Below are 17,038 nucleotides of genomic sequence, written 5' to 3' on the forward strand. Positions count from 1 at the left end.
TCAGGAAGCCGAGGATCAGGTTGATCGTCGTGGTCTTGCCGGCTCCGTTTGGCCCGAGTAGGGCGAAGACCTCTCCGGCACGGAGCGTGAGATCCAAGCCATCGAGGGCGGTGCGTGCGCCGAACCGCTTGACCGCCGCCTGGATCGCCAGAACGGGATTGTCTGCCCCGGCCTGGGGCAGTTCGCGTTGCTCGATATGCATGCGCAGACGCCCTCAGAAGGCAACGTTGTAGGCCACTTCGACCGAGCGCGGCCGGCCTAATAGCCACGACACCGAACTCCCCGTCACGGGGTAGACCTTGTCGAGTAGGTTGTAGGCACGCACGCTGAAGTGTGAGGTCTCGCTCACGCGGTAGTCCACGCTCGCGTTGACGACCTCGTAGGCCGGACGCCGGACGGTGTTGGCGAAGTCGCTGAAGGTCTCGCCGACGAACTGCACGCCAGCCCGTGCCTCCCAGCGCGGTGCGAAGGCCCAGGACAGCCAGAGATTGGCGACGCGAGCGGGAACAGAGATCGGCTGATTGCCCGCGAAGTTGACGGCGGCGCCGCCAACCGCCTGCTGAAAGTCGTCGTACTGGGCATGCACCAAGGCGATGTTGCCTTCGACGCGCCAGTTCTCCCAGAGCCCAAGCGAGGCGAACGCCTCGACGCCATGCGAAGACTGGCTGCCCACCTGGATGGACACGGCTGGCCGCAGCGGATCGGCCGTCAGCAGGTTGTCCTTCGTGATCCGGTAACCAGCCAGCGTGAACTCACCCCGGCCCTCCCAGAACAGCTGCTTGTAACCAACCTCGATTTGCTCGCCGGTCGAGAGTTCGAAATCCTTCTGCGCCAGCGACAGAGTAATCAGCGAGTTTACGGGATCCACGGCGGTGGCGTAGCTCGCGTAGAGCGAGCTGTCGGGCGTCGGGTTGTAGACCGCGCCGAAGCGGTAGCTCAGCGCACTGAAATCCTTCGTGAACCCTGCCGAGGGAGTGCGCGGGTCTGAGCGACGAACTGTAGGCGCATCGTAGCGCACGCCAGCGATCAGCGAGAGCTGTTCCGTCAGAACGAGGCGGTTCTCGGCAAACAGAGAATACTGATCCGAGCTGGTGGCGTAGCCGAGCGTGGTCAGGTCGAGACTGGAGAAGACGCCGGGGCTGAAGACGAACGGATTGACGCTGGTCTCGCCGCGATAGGGCGAGTTGTTTGTGTGCGAAAACTTGATGTGGTTGACGTCGAAGCCGGCGACGAACTCGTTGCGGAAGCCGAACAGCTCACCCTTGAAGGCGGCGTCGAAGCGGTTGCCGATCTGCTCCTGGTTGTGGAAGATCTCGATCGGGTTCGTCCGTCGGATCAGGCCGGTGCTTGGCGCAAAGGTGTAGGTCTCGACGTTGCGCCAGTGCCGATCCGACTTGAGGTGATAGGCCGTGTTGCGGATCGTGATGTCGGCTGTGGGCGTCCACTCGGTCTTGAGCTGGGTCCAGTTGTCCTCGAAGACGATGCGACTGTCGTTGACGTTGTAGTTGTTGAACCGGGTGCGCGGATCGATCCGGCCGCCGATCAAAGGCGTCCCGAAGTAGCGCAGCGGCTCTTGGTAGCCGTAGTCGTGCGAAAGTGTGAAGGCGAGATCGGGCGTTGCCTGGTAGAGCACGGCACCCGAGACAGCGAGATTGCTGAAGTCACCGTTCTGGCGCAGCCAGCCATTGGCCTGGTTGGCGCTGACGTTGAGGCGGTAGAAGACGTTCTCGCCGATGGGTCCACCGCTGTCGATGGCAAGGCGCTTCACGCCATCGGATCCGAGAGCGGCGCGTGCGGCGTTGATCGGTACGGCGACTGGCTTCTTGGGGACGACGTTGATGACGCCGCCGATCGCGCCGTCCCCGTACAGCACGGAAGCCGGCCCACGCAGCACCTCGATCCGGTCGACGTTCCAGGTGTCGAACGGGTAGGTGATCGTACCGGCACCGACATAGAGCCGGGTGCCGTCATAGAGCTGCATCACCGAGTTTACGCCGGCAAAGCCGCGGGAGGTGTAGGCGCCGAGGCCGTTACCGGGCGCACCGATGGTCGTGATGCCAGCGGCGTTCTGGGTGATCGCCTCCTGCACGGTCTCCTGCCCACGCTCTCGGATCTTCTGACCTGGGATGACCTCGATGCTGGCGGGCGTCTGCAGCGGCGACAGGTCGAGGCGGCTGCCACTGCGGTTCGGCGTGGTGAGGTTCAGCCCGGTCGGCGCCGCCGTGTATGGCGTCGGTGCTAGAAGCCTTGTGCCGGACCCCGCCCCCTGGACGGCCAGTTCCTCCAGCGCAACGGCGTGCGAACCAGTGGTGATCTCCGCACGCTCCTGTGCCGTCAGAGAGGTCGAGCTCAGAACGAGAGCGCTGGTGGAGAGATACAGGGCAGCAGGCAAGTGCTCGGCAAGCGAGCGGGTACGATCAACGCGGACCATGGTACGAGGAGCCTCGGGCAACGGCAGTGGCACGTCACCGCGAACGAGGCCTCGGCTCACCGCCCCCAAGCAGAAGGGACGGCGCTTCGACACCCATCAGGACACCCCGCCCAATGTGTTTCGCGTGTGACCACGACTGACGGCAGGTCTCCTGGCTCGCGGGTCGCTGCCCTCTCACCGTCTTCCCGGGCGAGGCTGCCCAGTGACATGGTGGCGGAAGGCTCGCCGCTTACAGTTGCGGGGGCAGCCGCGGCATCGGGTTACCCCTCACCGCGTTCCCTTTTGATCCCCGAGGGGAACCGTCACTTAGATGGTAGCGCCTTGGGTCCGCACAGACTGTCGCACGATAGCAACATCCAGCGGGACTCTTGCCCCTACGAGGTCTCAGAGCATGATTCGCCCTTACCCTCAGCCATATTTGTCGACAGCCTGCCGTCCCTTCGGAAACGGTCGACTGCAGAGGTGCCCGCGTGAGGCTGCTGTGGGTCGCAAGCAGCGGCTCCGCGCCTGACGGACGAAGGTCGGCTCATAGCGCGAGCCGACCGTCTAAGTGGCACGACGTACGGCATTCAGCTCTGGCACCCTTTTGTCAGTCTCGACTACTCTGAGATCTTCCGTAGCAGTCTGCGGATTTCGCAGGACGTCCAAACCAAGCCACCGCGCGGCTTCCGAATACCCTGAACCCGCAGACCTCGTGCAAGGCCCTCGCAAGTCGTGATGCCGGCGCCGCGCAGCTCCGCAATGACAGGCCGGATCTCGTCGCGGAACCGCTGCGCCTTCGCGGTTGAGGCCCTGCGGCCGGCTTCACCGAGCTTCGGCCTGCTGACTGGCTGCCTTATCACCACCGGTACCTCAGACCACCGTAAACCGCCCTACCAGTGCCCGGATTGAAGATCTCCGAGGCGACGTTGGCGACGCCGGCGATGGCCACGCTGGAGATGTAGCGCCTATCCAGGAGGTTGCGCGCCTCAAGGTACCCAGACCAAGCCGAGCCCTGGTCGAAGCCGATCCTGAAGTTCAGGAGCGCGTAGGAAGACACCGTCAGGCTGTTGGCGTTGTCGGCGAAATAAGCCTGCGGCGACCACTCGACGTTCGGGCCGGCGTAGAAGCCGCTCGGATGACGGTAGAGCACCTCGGCGCGCAGGTAGTGCGTCGGCGCGCCGGGCAGGCGGTTGTTGCCGTAGAGCGCGTCACTAACAAAGAAGAAGTCGTTGTAGGTGTAGGCCGTGTTGAACCAGACGCGGTCCTCAGCCGAGACGAGCGACTTCAAGAAGGCCACCCCAAGGCCCGCCTCGACGCCTTGATGCACGGTGCGGTCGGCGTTCACGATGCTGCAGGGGCTGAAAATCGACGTCGTCAGGCACTGCAGTTCGTTCCGGATTTCCGAGCGGTAGAGCGAGAGGTCCCACGTGAGATCCGGTCGGATGCCGCGCGTGCCAACCTCGTACGTAGTCGCGGTCTGAGCGCGCAGGTTTGAGGTCGCCACGGTCGCGAACGAGTTCGCATCGAAGGTCGGCGCCTCGGCGCTGCCCGAGACGTTGCCGTAGACCTGCCACGTGGGGTCGACGTCCCAAAGCACGCCGAACTTCGGCTTGGCGATGTCGTAGGTTGAGCGGCCCGACTGGTTGCCGTTGGCCAGGAAGCGGTCCTTCCGGTCACGGGTCGCGTGCAGGAAGAAGCCACCCCCGACGAGGGCGACGTTCGGCAGGACGAAGAACGAGTTCTCGGCATAGGCCGACATGTTCTCCGAACGGTCAAGGGTCGAGAAGGTCAGGGGTCCCTTCACGGCGCCGTTCAGGTTGACGAACTGCCTATAGTCGATGGTGCCGTTGTCGACGTTCACGCCCACGACCAGGCGGTTGCGGAAGCCGCCGATGATCCTGTCGTCGGTCGCGCGGACGAAGCCACCGTAGTCCTGCACCGTGTAGTCGAGGTACTCGTAGATCGGGTGGTCGACGCGGCGTTGGACTGTGAAGAGGCCGAAGTCCACGATCGTCTCGTCGAAGCGCAGCGTGGTCTTGTTGGCGAGCCGCACCGAGTCGATGTTGCGCTGCTGGTTCTGCTGGACCCAGACCGGGTTCGCGGCGCGGGGGTTCGTCAGCGCCGATTGCCGGGTCACCTCGCCTGGGATGCGCTGGTTGATGGTGTTGGCGTTCACGTAGAAGCGCGTCTCGGCGTCAGGCGAGAATCGGTAGCCGAAGTTGGCGTTGCCGCGCACCGAGTTACCGTCGCTGTGCTCGCGGAAGCCGTCGAACCGGTCCGCGGACAGGGTGAGGAAGTAGTCGAACGGACCCGACACCCCGCCCGTGGAGGCCTGCCCCTTCAGGTAGCCGAAGCTGCCGGCGTCGATACGGGCGTCGAAGGGGAACACGTCGCGACCGGTCGGGGTGACCAGGTTGATCGCGCCGCCGAGCGCGTTGGCTCCGAACCGCAGCGCGTTGGCGCCCCTGAAGACCTCGACGTAGCGGTAGGCGGTCGGGTCGATCTCGAAGAAGTCGACGAGGCCATCGGAGGTGTTGATGGGGATGCCGTCCTGGAAGACGTTGATGCCGCGGTTGCCGTAGTTGCGGGAGAGGCCCGAGCCACGGATGGACAGCCGGGCGTCCGAGCCGAACCTGGGCTGCACGATGACGCCGGGCACAAAGTCGAGCACGTCCTTGAGCGTCTGCGCCGGCCGGTTCTTGAACGCCGTGTCCGGGACGAGGGCGACGCCGCCCGGCGTGCGCTGAAGGTCCGCGCGGGCCTGCTCGACGGTCGGTACGGTGAGGCTTGCCGCCTGGGCGGCCGGTGGGAGCCGCGTCTCGGCCGACGGCGCGGCGGAACCGGCAACGCTGAGCTCGGAAAGGGTGACGGACTCCGTCGCGGCGGTCTGGGCGAAGACGGAGGTGGAGGCAAGCAGCGTCAACAACAGGGCGGCGTAGAGCTCGACCCGGGGAATTCGGTACATGGCATGAGGTCCGTGGCCTGAAGGATCGGGGAAGGGCGACCGATCAGGCGACGGGTGGGGCGCGTGCGCTGGCCCTGGCTCCCGGAGGGCCTCGCGGACAGGCGATGACCTCCGGACGCCAGGTCAAGGCAACGGCTTGGCGAGCGGGCCAGACGACCGGCACCACCGAGGAGAGCGGGACCGCGGCGGAGTTCAGGACGTGGGCGACGAGACAGCAATCCGGGTGCCCGTGCGACAGGCGCGCCTTGGACGGTCCGTCATCGCTGCCCGCGTCCTGCCGGCAGAGGACGTGGGCGGGGTCGGGAGACAGAGCGAGGCTTGCACCGCCGAGCACGGCCTGGAGCGCGAGCGCGTACAGGGCGGCCACCGCGATGGCCGCGCGCCAGGCACGCATCCTCGGTACCTGTCGAGGCGTCACGCTCCTGGTCGGCATCAGAAGGACAGCCGCATGCCGCCGACGAAATTACGCGGGGCGCCCGCGAACACCGAGCCTGTGGTGTTGGCCAGGACGCTCGCGCCATTCTGAAGGCCGGAGGCGGCGCTGATCGAGTTCGCGAGGTTCTGGGCCGAGGCGACGTAGGTCTTGTCCAGGACGTTCCGCGCCTCGAAGAACAGGTTCAGCCGTTTGGCGTAGCCAACGAGTTCCGTCGTGTAGTGCACGTTGAGGTTCACGATGGCGTAGCCGGGCGCCTTTAGGAGGTTGGCGTTGTCGATGAAGAAGTCGTCCTGGAACACCGTTTCCACGTAGCCGCCCAGGCCCGCTAGGGGGCCGGTCGCCTGCTCGTAGCCGATCCGTGCGAGAAGCTGGTTGGCGGGCACGCCGGGGATGTGGTTGCCCGCGCGGTCGAAGCGTCGGGTCAGGCTGCCGGCGCTGAGTTGCTCGACGTACTTGGTGTAGATCTGGTCGTCGAAGGTGTAGGCCGCAGTCGCCCGCCAGCCCGGCGCGAAGGCCCAGTCCGCTCCGACCTCGACGCCGCGATGCTCCGAGGCCGGCGCGTTGAAGGTGTAGCTCAGGAGGCCGGCACCCGGCGATTGCGTGACGAGCTCGTTGCGGAAGAACTCGTAGAAGCCGGTCACGCTGAAGCGGACGCCGGGCATCGGCGTCCAGTCGGCTCCGATGTCGAAGCCGAGGTTCTCCTGCGTCTGCAGCTGCCCGTTGTTGCCGGGTACGCCGGCGGAGGTGACGGTGAGGTTCGAGGCCGAGGGCGTGGCGTAGCCGGTCGCCACGCGGCCCCGGACCTGCCAGGCGGTATCGGGCCGGTAGAGCAGGGAAAGCTCGGGCGCGACGTTCAGGAAGCTGCGGTCGATGTTGGCCAGTGTGGTGGTGACGCCGCCGGCGGCCGGGAAGCCGTAGGTGATGTTGCGTCCGTTGATCGTGGTGTTCTCGGCACTGATGCCGGCGACCGCGATCCACTGGTCGGAGAGCTGCAGCTCGACGCGGGCGCGGCCGCCCAGGTTTGCCTGGGTGGCCTCAAGGTCGGCGGTCAGGGCGCCGAGGCGGGGCCCTCCGTAAGGCGCGCGGTTGTAGGTCAGGCTGTTGCTGTCGAGGGTGTTGAAGGCGAGCGCGACGTAGCCGGTCGCCGGCAGGCCGAACAGGTCGCCGCGCCGGGTGACGTCGGTGAGGAAGTTGAAGCCAGGGAAGTCGCCGCGCCCCGAGGACGTATAGAAGGGCTGGTTGATCTGGCGGTCGTCGAACACGAGCTGGGTGCGCCAGGTCGTGAAGGCGTCGAAGTCGTGCTCCCAGCGCCCGCCCACGATGGTGCGCCGGTCGCCGCGGAAGAACGCGCCCTCGTCGGCGGTCACCGGCACGGTGGCGCCGTTCCGGCCGTTGAGGAGCAGGTTGTAGGTCACGCAGCCGGGTGCAGCCACCGCGGCCGAGGCGCAGCCCCGCTGGAAAGGGTTGAGCCGGAACTGGTTGAGCGAGCCGCGCCCGGGCAGGTCGGTGGCGACCTCGTTGTTGATGATCTTCAGAGTGAAGCGGTCGTCCGGCGTCGGCGCGTAGGTGCCGAGGAAGTTGATGGTCTGGGTGTCGAACGAGTTGTGGCTGATGAAGCCGTGGCCCCGCGTGTCGCTGGTGAACAGGCTGTACTCGAACGGGCCGCTGACCCCGCCGAAGGCGGCGTAGTTGTTGAGGTAGCCGAAGCTGCCGGCATCGACGCCGTACTCAACGCCGTTGATCTCGGAACCTCGACGGGTGACGAAGTTCAGGGCGCCGCCGGTGGCGAAGTTGCCGAAGAACGGTGACTGCGGTCCCCGGAACACGTCGATGCGCGAGTAGGCGCGCGGGTCGACGAGGTCGAAGCGCGAGGAGCCGTCCGCCTGGGTGACGGGGAAGCCGTCCTCCAGCACGACCATATTGCGCGACACGCCGGTGGCGCGGGCGTTGTTGCCGCGGATCGAGACGACGACGTCGCGGGGACCATTGCCCTGCCGCACCGTCACGCCGGGGCTGTTGCGCAGGATGTCGGCCACGCTTGTGGCGGCGCGGTTGTCGATGACGCCCTCGCGCCCGACGCTGGTGACCACTTCACCGACAGGCTTGTCCAGCGGCGTGGGGGCGGAGACCGGCGGTAGGCCGGGCCCGGCAGTGCCGGCCGACGCGGCCGGTGCTCCTCCGGGGACGCCGTTGCTGTCCGAAATGACGGAGATCTCCTCCAGGGCGACAGCTTGGTTGCCGCCTTGGGCCTGTGCCGCGGCGATGGCCAACGGGCTCGTGGCAAGGATGAAGGTCAGCGCGCGGGCGCATCGGCCTGGACGGCGGTGGGACATGACGGACACTCGTCGAGTGGCGGCAAGCGAAGGCGAACGCTGCGACCGGAGAAGGGGAATGGGACAGGCGCGCGGCGGGGACGCGTTCGTCCCCGGTTGCGCAGTCAGGACGCCAGGCGCGGGCGCAGGGCCTGGATGGCCAGGTCGACGACGACCATGCCGAGGATGGCCAAGCCGGTCAGCGGGAACAGCGCGCCGAGGCCGAGCACGATCACGGTCACCGTTGCGGCGACGCGACGGTCGCGGGGCCAGGGAGGGACGCCGAGGCGACCAGCAGGACGGCGCTTCCACCACATCACTGCGGCCGTCACCGCAAGCAGGATGGTGGCGAGGCAGAAGGCCAGCATCGCGAGCTGGTTGGCCCGGCCCCAGTGCTCGCCCTTGTGGATGCCAATGCCGTACTGGATCGCCCGGGCGACACCGCCGAGGTCGCCGAAGCGCACGTCGACGAGCGGCTTGCCGGTGTACTGGTCGAGCGAGATCATCCGCTGCGAAGCCACGTCCTTGGGGTAGGCTGCCGCGGCGTAGACCCCAGTGTCCCCCACAGGCAGGGAGATCTCGAAGCCGGGCGGCATGCCGAGGCCGCGCAGGATCTCGACGGCGCGCGCTGAGCCGATGGAAGCCGCCGCGCTCGGCTGGGAGACCGGGACCGGCGCGTCCTCCATGGACCATCCGGTGGTGGTGAGCATCTCCTGCATCGGCACGTTCGAAACAGGCTTGTTGGCCCAGAGCGCGCGCGGCTGGCCGACGCCGGCCTCGTTGGACAGGGTCCGCGCCTGCTGGCCCCACCAGGCTGACCAGGGCAGGCCGGTCGCGGCGAGGAAGAACAGGCCGGCGCCCGCGACCAGGCCCGTCACGGCGTGCAGGTCGCGCCACCAGACGCGCTTGCGCGGCGTGCCGCGCACGCTGACGATCCCGCCACTCTGCCGACGGGGCCACCAGAGGTAGGTGCCGGTGACCACGAGGATGATGGCGAAGCCGGCCACGACCTCAATGACGCTATTCGCGATTGTGCCGAAGTAGGCGAGGCTGTGCAGGCGGCGCACAACCATCATGAACTCGTCGTCACGGTCGACGCGGTCGAGCACGTCGCCGTTGTAGGGGTTCAGGTAAACGAGGGTCCGGAGCGGCCCCTCGGCCATCATCACCACGGCCGTAGCGGTCGGGTCGGCAGGGTCGGCCATCGAGACCGGCACCCCCGTGGGCACGGCCTCTGAGGCGTTGAAGAGCAGGACGTCCGGGCTGAGGGTGCGGCTCGCCTGGGGCAACACCGTCGTTCGATACGCGAACAGGGTGCCGTTGATCTCGTCCTTGAAGAGGTAGAGCGAGCCGGTGGCCGAGAGCAGGATGAGGAAGGGCAGGCAGAGCAGGCCGGCGTAGAAGTGCCAGCGCCAGACGGCGCGGTAGACGGCGTCCTGTGCCGGACGCGCGGCGACAACGGCGGAAAAAGCCGTCGCGTCGCCCTGGAGAGACTGTGACATGGGAGAGGTCCGGGTCTGAGCGATCTGAAAAGTGGATCGGTCAGACGGCAGGTGGACCTCGTGGGCTGACGGAGTGGTCGGGGGGTGCGCGTGCCTGGACCATACCGGCGTCGCGCAATGGAGCGAGGGTCACCCGGGGCGGGGCCCAGGCTACCGTCGCGAAGACCGACAGGATCAGATGGAGCCACTGCGCGGCCTGCGCCGCCGTGCAGCAGGCATGATGCTGGCAGGCAGGCCCGTGATCGTCGGGCGCGCTCGAACCGCCGTGCTCGGCACAGATCACGGCGCCGAGCGGCGCGGCTGGTAGTGGGGCGAGGCCACCGAGGAAGGCTTGCAGCGCGAGCGCGTAGAGCGCGATCACGGCGATGATCGCGCGGCCTCGGACCGTTTGAGGCAGGCACCCGCGCATGGCTGCACTTAAAGTTCACCGAAAGTGCTGGTCAATCCACCGTGTAGGGATTTCCGGGCGACAGAGCCTCCAAAGCCAGGAGGTGTGGCGTTGGCGCCTGACCTGGCGAGGCCCTGTCGAAGCCAACGAGCCTGGTATGCTTCCCCATGTCTCGGTCGTGCCCCGAACTGTATCGCTCTCGGCAACGGCAGTTTCGGGGTAACAAGCGGCCATTCCACTGGCACTGAACGGAGGTCTGCAAGTGGCGCACAGCCGAACAAGCGGCAGGCGAACCCCTGACCCCTTGCGGACATTTGACCCGTTTCACCTGAAGTTCCGGACAGGGTGGTAAGCGGGCTTTGACGCCCCACCCGTCAGCGGTCGTTCCACCTCTCAACCATGTGTGACCATGGGGCAGGAAGTTGGCTCCCCCGAAAGCGGAGGCCGAACTCACTTGCGGGCAGAGGTGGCTTCTTATGCTCCCACCATCGACGGCCGCGAACGGCGCAGTTTGGTCGTTGGCCTGGGCCACGGTCCGGTAGCGGTGCAGGCAGGGCATGCCTAAACCGAACCCTCGCCGACTCACCAGCTGTTGTTATGCGTGGTGGTACCGAAGCTAGCTGCACCGATGGCAACCGATCCACGGGAGAATTGTTGCTTGAGTGCAACGCTATGCGGAGCGATGCCGCGAGCAGCCGCAGGAACTGGAAGCTACTCACCGTGGGCTTTGGCAGCGGGCACAATCGCTTGGCGCAATCCCGCTTGAGCATAGGCACGCAGCCTGAGCATCACCTTGAAATTACTCTAAGCTTCTGAACTTGCTAGAGAACCTTCAGTCGGTACAATCGCTGGAGTGTCTTTCTCTCGCCTGAGGGCCACCAGCATGTCTGCTTCAAGCGCGTGGTCCGACGATTGGTCGGGCGCGTCAACGCGCCCGCCGACCGGCGCGGGGAGCGGATCACTCGACCAGCTCCTGCGGCGTTACTACGGCGAGCTGAATGCTCTGGCCGCAGCAAAGCTGCGCAACAGGGACGCTGCCGCCGATCTCGTTCAGGATGCGGTCGTGCGTTTCCTGCTCGCTAACCGGGAACGCGAACAGGGGGGTGGGCAGGGGAGCGCGCCACTTGTGAGTCCGCGCCAGTTTCTGCGCGCCATCGTCAGCAACCTTGCCGTCGACGCCTCGCGCCTTGCCCGGCGCCACGGCGTTGTCGCCCCCCTCGACGAAGTTCTGCACGTTGCGGATCCGGCACCTCTCCCAGACCGAGTCGTGGCTGCGCGGCAGGAATACGAAGCGGTGCGGGCCGCCCTCAACGAGATGCCGGCCCGGTGGCGCCAAGCGCTGCTCCTTAACCGGATCGAGGATTGGAGCCACGCACGGATCGCACGCCATTTCGGCGTCTCACCAACCATGGTGGCCAAGTACATTCTCTCTGCGCTACGGCGCTGCTTCATCGCACGCTCTGGATCGCGCTGACTGACTGGGCCGGACCAGTCGCCGGAGCTCTCCCAGAGTCATGTGACATGCCGCAACCGGAAGCCCCCGATGACGCCCTCGATCCACTGACCGAGCAGGCGCTCGAATGGCAGGTGCGCCTCCATTCGGGCGACGACGACGTGGCGACTGCCCAGGCCTACGAAGCCTGGAAGCACACGGACCCGGCGCATCAGGCGGCGGCCGAGCAGGCGGAGGAGCTGTGGCGGACGCTCGGAGTTGCTCTGCCGCGTCGCAGGCACGGTCCGCCGAAGGCAGCGATCGCGGTCCTGCTATGCGGGCTCGGCGCACTCGGCGGCGTCGCCGTGGAGCCTTTCGGGCCGCCGCAGGCCTGGCTCGCCGACGAACGCACCGCGACTGGCGAGCGGCGCAGCATGGTCCTCAGCGATGGATCGCAGGTTGATCTCGACGGCGGCACAAGCTTCGACATCGTCTTCGGGCCGGATCAGCGCCGACTCGTCCTGTATACCGGCCAGATCTACGTAGCTGTCCATCCCGACAAGGCGCGCCCGTTCGAGGTCGCCGACAAAAACGGAACGGCCCGCGCGCTTGGCACCGCCTTCGGCGTCAGCCGGGACGGCGCGGAAACCGGTCTGTTCGTCGCCGAGAGCACCGTGCGCGTCCACGCCGCCGACGCGCCGGAGGCGGCGGGCATCGATGTCCATGCTGGCGAGGAGGTGACTTTCACCGCCGCGCGGGCCGGCGCCGTCCGGAAGAGCGATATTGGCAGCCGCGCCGCATGGCGGCAGGGCCAGTTGGTGTTCGACGGCCGTCCGCTGAAGGAGGTTGTCGCCGCGCTCGGCCGCTATCGGCGCGGCCGCATCGTGGTCATGGACCACGACCTCAATGGGCTTCGCGTCTCGGGCAACTTCTCGACCGCCGACAGCGACAAGGCTCTTGATGCCATGGCGGCGGCGCTGCCGATCCGGATCCGCCGGCTTCCCCTGCTCACGTTGATCCAGCGGGATCCGACGCGGGCGGCGCCGTAACGGCCTGAACGAAAAAATCTCGACGGCAGGGGTGTGCGATCGCGACGCGGCTTCGTCTTGATCCACAGGACCGTCCACACGCCGGTCTGCACAGCAAGCCAACGTGTACGAGATCGCAAGCCTGCAATGACGCAACGCCCGGGCACCCGTTCCTCGCCTACCCTCCAATCGGCCTGGCCTCTCGCTGCACTCCTGCTCATGGTTCCGGCCGTGGCCAGAGCAGCGCCCGGTGATGCGCAGGCCACGCTGGCGAGCGGAGGCCAGTCCACCCACGTCCCAATCTGGTTCGATATTCCGGCCGGCGATCTCGGGACTGCAATCCAGGCATGGGGCCAGGCGTCCAGACTTAGGCTCGTCGCCGCGACAGAGGTCATCGAGGCCAAGCGGACCGAGGGGATCAGAGGACTGCTCGATCCGGGGACGGCGCTCTCACGCCTCCTCGCGGGGACGAGCCTCATCCACCGCTTCACCGACACGGACACGGTCGCGGTATTCCGCGCGGACTGGAGCGCCGTCCCGGGCGAACCCACGGGCGAGGCCACCGTCACCCTGGAGCAGCTCTCGGTCGAGGGCACCGCCCTGGAGCGGGCCAACGGCCCGGTGCGCGGCTACGTCGCGACGCGTAGCGCCTCCGGCACTAAGACCGACACGCCGATCCTTGAGACGCCGCAATCGATCTCGGTGGTGCCGCAGCGCCAGCTACGCGACCAGGGAGCACAGACCTTCACGGATGCGCTGAGCTACGTGCCTGGCGTTAGTGCCGCGCCCGGCTCCGGGGTCAGCCGTGACAGGGTGTTCGTCCGCGGCTTCGAGGTCTCGCAAGGCAATAGCGGCCTACTGCGTGATGGAATGAAACTGACGTCGGGAGGTTACGACGGCACCCAGGAACCCTACGGGCTTGAGCGGCTGGAGGTGCTCAAGGGCGCAGCCTCGATCCTGTACGGCCAGCTCTCTCCGGGCGGAGTGGTCAACGCAGTCAGTAAGCGCCCCCTGACGGTACCTCTGCGCGAGATGGGCCTCACGGTCGGCTCGTTCGGTCGGAAGGAGATCGTGGCCGACTTCTCGGGCCCGCTGACCGAGGACGGCGAATGGTCCTATCGCCTGACAGGGATGTTCCGCGACAGTGGCAGTTTCATCGACTTCACCCCGGACAACAAGCGCTACATCGCGCCCGCCATCACGTGGCAGCCATCGAGCGCGACCTCAGTGACCCTGCTCAGCTACTATCAGGAGATCGACACCGCCCATCAGGCTCCTCTCCCGGCAAGAGGGACGCTGCTCGACAACCCGCCCTTCGGCCGCTTCGCGGTGAACCGCTTCTACGGCGAGCCCGGCTTCGACAAGTATCGCAGCCGCTCTGGCGCCATCGGCTACTTCGTGGACCATGCCTTCTCCGACACGGTGCGACTGCGCCACGCCCTGCGCTACTATCAGGCTGGCGTGGACTGGGACTACCTGATGGTTCAGGGCCTGCGGCCGGACGAGCAGAGCGTGAACCGCCGCATCAGTGTGCGCAACGAGAACGCGACCGGTGTCACCAGCGACACCTCCCTGGAAGTCAGGTTCGCGACAGGTGCTGCCGAGCATACGCTGCTCACCGGCATCGACTACTACCGCGCCTTCCTCGGTTCGGATCGTTTCCAGACAGGGACAGTCGGCCCGCTCAACGTCTACAACCCGATCTACGGGCTTACGACCCCACAGGTGAACTACGCGGTCAATTCCGGCTCGAAGAGTCTCATCAATCAGGTTGGGATCTACGCGCAGGACCAGATAAAGATTGATCGCTTCGTGATCTTGCTCGGCGGCCGGCAGGATTTTGCTAGGACTCAAAATTTGGCTTACCGGTCCGGCGAACGAGTCGAGCAGAACGATAGCGCGTTCAGCGGGCGCGCTGGCCTCGTCTACCTCGCCGATTATGGCGTAGCGCCTTACGTCTCCTACAGCCAGTCCTTCTCAACGTTCGCGCAGACCGACCGGAACGGGAACCCGTTCCAGCCGACGACCGGCGAGCAATACGAGGGTGGCGTTCGCTGGCAGATCCCGGATGCCGACACTCTCATCACCGGCGCCGTCTATCAGATCAATCAAAAGAACGCCCTGGTGCCCGACCCGGTGAACACCGGGTTCCAGACACAGACCGGCGAGGTGCGCTCACAGGGCTTCGAAGTAGAGGGGCGCACAAACTACGGTCCGCTACAGCTCGTCGCCTCCTATTCCTACACCGACGCTCGCACGACCAAAACAACGGAGCCGGCCAATCTCGACCAGCGCATTGCGTCGGTGCCCTACCACCTCGCCTCAGGCTTCGGGACCTACGACATGGGCATGTTTGGCCTGCCTGGCCTGCGCCTGGGCGGCGGCGTGCGCTACGTAGGATCGGCCAACATCCCAGGCGCCGACTTCGATACAAAGGCGGCGACCTTGTTCGATCTCGTGGCGATCTACGATTTCGGTGTCGCCGCGCCCGAACTGAGTGGATGGCGCGCGCAGATCAATGTGCGCAACTTGACGGGCAAAATATATGCCGGATGCGCTGCTGAATCCCAGTGCTCCTACTACGAGCCGCGGAACATATTTGGCACGATTGCCTATCGATGGTAATTATGATTGGGCCAAGATTTTTGATTATAAATTTTCCTGTAATTACTTAGTTTAATTGATATGCACCTCAAGATTGACCGCGAAACTGCGAGCCGTCTGAGATCGTTAGGCGATAATCATGCGCTACTTATTTGTTTTCTTTCATCGGTGGGTCGGGCTTATCATCGCAGCCTTCCTATTTGTGACAGGATTGACCGGGGCAGTTATTTCCTGGGACCACGAACTCGATAGCTGGCTCAATCCCGAATTGCACATGGCCTCCGGAACAGGGCCGGCCAAGCCGTCCCTCGATCTCGCTACCCTTGTCGAAGCGCGCGACCCACGCGTGCGGGTCGCGCGCCTGCCTCTTCAGCCCGAGCCTGGCGAGGCGTTGGAAGTGATCGTCTTCCCCAAAGTCGATCCAGCGACCGGGCGACTGTTCGAACCCGGATACAACCAAGTCTTCCTCAACCCTGTCACGGGGGCTGAACTCGGCCGTCGCGAACGGGGGCAGGCTTGGCCCATCACCCGTCAGACGCTCGTCTCCTTCTTATATAAGCTGCACTACAGCCTGCATGTACCGGAGATGTGGGGCATCGATCGGTGGGGAATCTGGTTCATGGGCGGTATAGCCATCGCTTGGATGATTGACTGCTTCGTTGGCTTCTACCTCACCTTGCCGGCGCGCAAGACCGTCCGACCGGGGCAACCGCTCGCTGTGCGACGCGCCCTAGCAAAGGGTTGGTGGCGACGCTGGAAACCAGCCTGGAAGGTAAAAACATCCGGTAGTGCCTACCGAATCAACTTTGATCTGCATCGAGCCTTCAGCCTCTGGACCTGGGGCGTGTTGATTTTGCTGGCCTTCACGGCATTTTCGCTGAACCTCTACCGCGAGCTGTTCTACCCGGTGATGAGCACAGTTTCGCAGGTAACGCCCTTGCCGTTCGATTTGCGCAGGCCGGCAACTAAGCATCGGCCCATCGAGCCGAGCTTGACCTACGCACAAGTCCTCGATCTGGCGCGTGCCGAAGGCGGTAAGCGCGGTTGGACAGACCCTGTCGGCGCATTGGCCTACAATCAGCGTTACGGTATCTATTCGGCGCGCTTCTTCCAGCCGGGGGATGACCATGGCGCGGCCGGTGTCGGTCCAGCCATGCTGTTCTACGATGGCAAGGACGGACGCTACCTTGGCGATCGCCAGCCTTGGGTGGGTACGGCCGCCGACATCTTCGTGCAGGCGCAGTTTCCAATACATTCGGGCCGCCTTCTGGGATTGCCAGGGCGCATCCTGATCTCGCTCATGGGCCTCGTTGTGGCCATGCTAAGCGTCACAGGCGTGGTGATATGGTGGCGCAAGCGCGCAGCTCGCATCTCCGTGCGTCAAAAGGCAGTCTCAGCTGAAAGCATGCCAGCACCTGTCGAGTGACAGTACTACGCATTAGCCTCCGCTTCGAGCTGCGCTAATTGAGATGACCGAACGACCGCTCGATTCACTGCCTTATTGCTCAAAACGCTGCCAGACCGCTCAGTGCTATCGTTCCTCGCTTCAACCCCATCAGTTTGCTAACAAGCAGACCTATCCAATGCCCGCGTTGGGTCGGAAGCGGCCCCAGGGTCGGCTATCGATTATTGCGGCGCCTCTCGCTCCACGCACGGCGCTCGCACCACCTCCCCCGGCGTCTCGCGTGCGAACGTCGTGATCGGCCCAATGGTGATCTCGGATCGCGCATGCGGGCGCTCGCTTGGCGCCGTCACCACCGGGCTGATGCGCGTGCTCGGCCTGATGAGCAGGTAGGCGCGAGCGTCCTTGGCCGGCTTCCCGCTTGCCAATGGTTCGGATCCGACCTTTGCCCCCATCCGCGCCGTCCGTTGAGGGTGGGAAGCCGATATTCGTGCGCTGGCCGCGCGGCGTCAGATCGTCAACTCGCGCTCCAGCAGGTTGGTCGCTCGGTCGAGGA

10 protein-coding genes, 1 pseudogene and 1 riboswitch are annotated in these 17,038 nt (G+C 65.6%); of the genes and pseudogenes, 4 read left to right on the forward strand and 7 right to left on the reverse strand.

Going from position 1 to position 17,038, the window contains the following annotated elements; all coding sequences use genetic code 11:
- Positions 1-13 precede the first annotated feature (13 nt).
- The 7 genes and pseudogenes from FHU13_RS28480 to FHU13_RS26390 all read right to left on the reverse strand — a co-directional run.
- Positions 14-202: pseudogene (locus FHU13_RS28480) on the reverse strand (ATP-binding cassette domain-containing protein); the annotation flags it as partial.
- A gap of 12 nt (positions 203-214) precedes the next feature.
- Positions 215-2,431, reverse strand: a complete 2,217-nt coding sequence (locus FHU13_RS26365) for a TonB-dependent siderophore receptor (RefSeq protein ID WP_183438787.1) — start codon at positions 2,429-2,431, stop codon at positions 215-217.
- Between the two features lie 123 nt (positions 2,432-2,554).
- Positions 2,555-2,750: riboswitch (cobalamin riboswitch) on the reverse strand.
- A 519-nt stretch (positions 2,751-3,269) separates the two neighbouring features.
- Positions 3,270-5,378 (reverse strand): TonB-dependent receptor family protein, encoded by a 2,109-nt coding sequence (locus FHU13_RS26370; RefSeq protein WP_183438788.1) that lies wholly within the window; start codon positions 5,376-5,378, stop codon positions 3,270-3,272.
- A gap of 43 nt (positions 5,379-5,421) precedes the next feature.
- Entirely contained in the window at positions 5,422-5,772 is a 351-nt protein-coding gene (locus FHU13_RS26375) for a hypothetical protein (protein ID WP_183438789.1), read from the reverse strand.
- Positions 5,773-5,810: 38 nt separating this feature from the next.
- Positions 5,811-8,147 carry a TonB-dependent receptor family protein gene (locus FHU13_RS26380; RefSeq protein WP_183438790.1) on the reverse strand — a complete coding sequence of 779 codons (2,337 nt, stop codon included), beginning with the start codon at positions 8,145-8,147 and terminating at the stop codon, positions 5,811-5,813.
- 104 nt (positions 8,148-8,251) lie between these two features.
- Positions 8,252-9,628: a PepSY domain-containing protein gene (locus tag FHU13_RS26385; protein ID WP_183438791.1), complete on the reverse strand. Its 1,377-nt coding sequence runs from the start codon at positions 9,626-9,628 to the stop codon at positions 8,252-8,254.
- Positions 9,629-9,668: 40 nt separating this feature from the next.
- Positions 9,669-9,989 carry a hypothetical protein gene (locus tag FHU13_RS26390; protein WP_312889657.1) on the reverse strand — a complete coding sequence of 107 codons (321 nt, stop codon included), beginning with the start codon at positions 9,987-9,989 and terminating at the stop codon, positions 9,669-9,671.
- 910 nt (positions 9,990-10,899) lie between these two features.
- On the opposite strand from FHU13_RS26390, the gene FHU13_RS26395 reads away from it, so the two are divergent.
- The 4 genes from FHU13_RS26395 (at position 10,900) to FHU13_RS26410 (ending at position 16,506) form a co-directional block, all read left to right on the forward strand.
- On the forward strand, positions 10,900-11,490 hold the full coding sequence (locus FHU13_RS26395) for an RNA polymerase sigma factor (protein ID WP_183438793.1): 591 nt from the start codon (positions 10,900-10,902) through the stop codon (positions 11,488-11,490).
- A 47-nt stretch (positions 11,491-11,537) separates the two neighbouring features.
- A complete protein-coding gene (locus tag FHU13_RS26400; RefSeq protein ID WP_183438794.1) occupies positions 11,538-12,497 on the forward strand; it encodes a FecR family protein in 960 nt (319 codons plus the stop codon).
- Positions 12,498-12,554: 57 nt separating this feature from the next.
- Positions 12,555-15,101: a TonB-dependent siderophore receptor gene (locus FHU13_RS26405; protein ID WP_246714897.1), complete on the forward strand. Its 2,547-nt coding sequence runs from the start codon at positions 12,555-12,557 to the stop codon at positions 15,099-15,101.
- 118 nt (positions 15,102-15,219) lie between these two features.
- Positions 15,220-16,506, forward strand: coding sequence for a PepSY domain-containing protein (locus tag FHU13_RS26410; RefSeq protein WP_183438795.1), 1,287 nt, complete (start codon positions 15,220-15,222; stop codon positions 16,504-16,506).
- Positions 16,507-17,038 lie beyond the last annotated feature (532 nt).

This window comes from Methylobacterium sp. R2-1, from assembly GCF_014191355.1.
In the GTDB taxonomy this organism is placed as follows: Bacteria; Pseudomonadota; Alphaproteobacteria; order Rhizobiales; family Beijerinckiaceae; genus Methylobacterium.

Bases quoted from the DNA above. Each gene is read 5' to 3' on its own strand.
- FHU13_RS26395 (WP_183438793.1), top strand. From the start codon at position 10,900: ATGTCTGCTTCAAGCGCGTGGTCCGACGATTGGTCGGGCGCGTCAACG.
- FHU13_RS26375 (WP_183438789.1), bottom strand. From the start codon at position 5,772: ATGCGTGCCTGGCGCGCGGCCATCGCGGTGGCCGCCCTGTACGCGCTC.
- FHU13_RS26400 (WP_183438794.1), top strand. From the start codon at position 11,538: ATGCCGCAACCGGAAGCCCCCGATGACGCCCTCGATCCACTGACCGAG.
- FHU13_RS26385 (WP_183438791.1), bottom strand. From the start codon at position 9,628: ATGTCACAGTCTCTCCAGGGCGACGCGACGGCTTTTTCCGCCGTTGTC.
- FHU13_RS26410 (WP_183438795.1), top strand. From the start codon at position 15,220: ATGCGCTACTTATTTGTTTTCTTTCATCGGTGGGTCGGGCTTATCATC.
- FHU13_RS26370 (WP_183438788.1), bottom strand. From the start codon at position 5,378: ATGTACCGAATTCCCCGGGTCGAGCTCTACGCCGCCCTGTTGTTGACG.
- FHU13_RS26365 (WP_183438787.1), bottom strand. From the start codon at position 2,431: ATGGTCCGCGTTGATCGTACCCGCTCGCTTGCCGAGCACTTGCCTGCT.
- FHU13_RS26380 (WP_183438790.1), bottom strand. From the start codon at position 8,147: ATGTCCCACCGCCGTCCAGGCCGATGCGCCCGCGCGCTGACCTTCATC.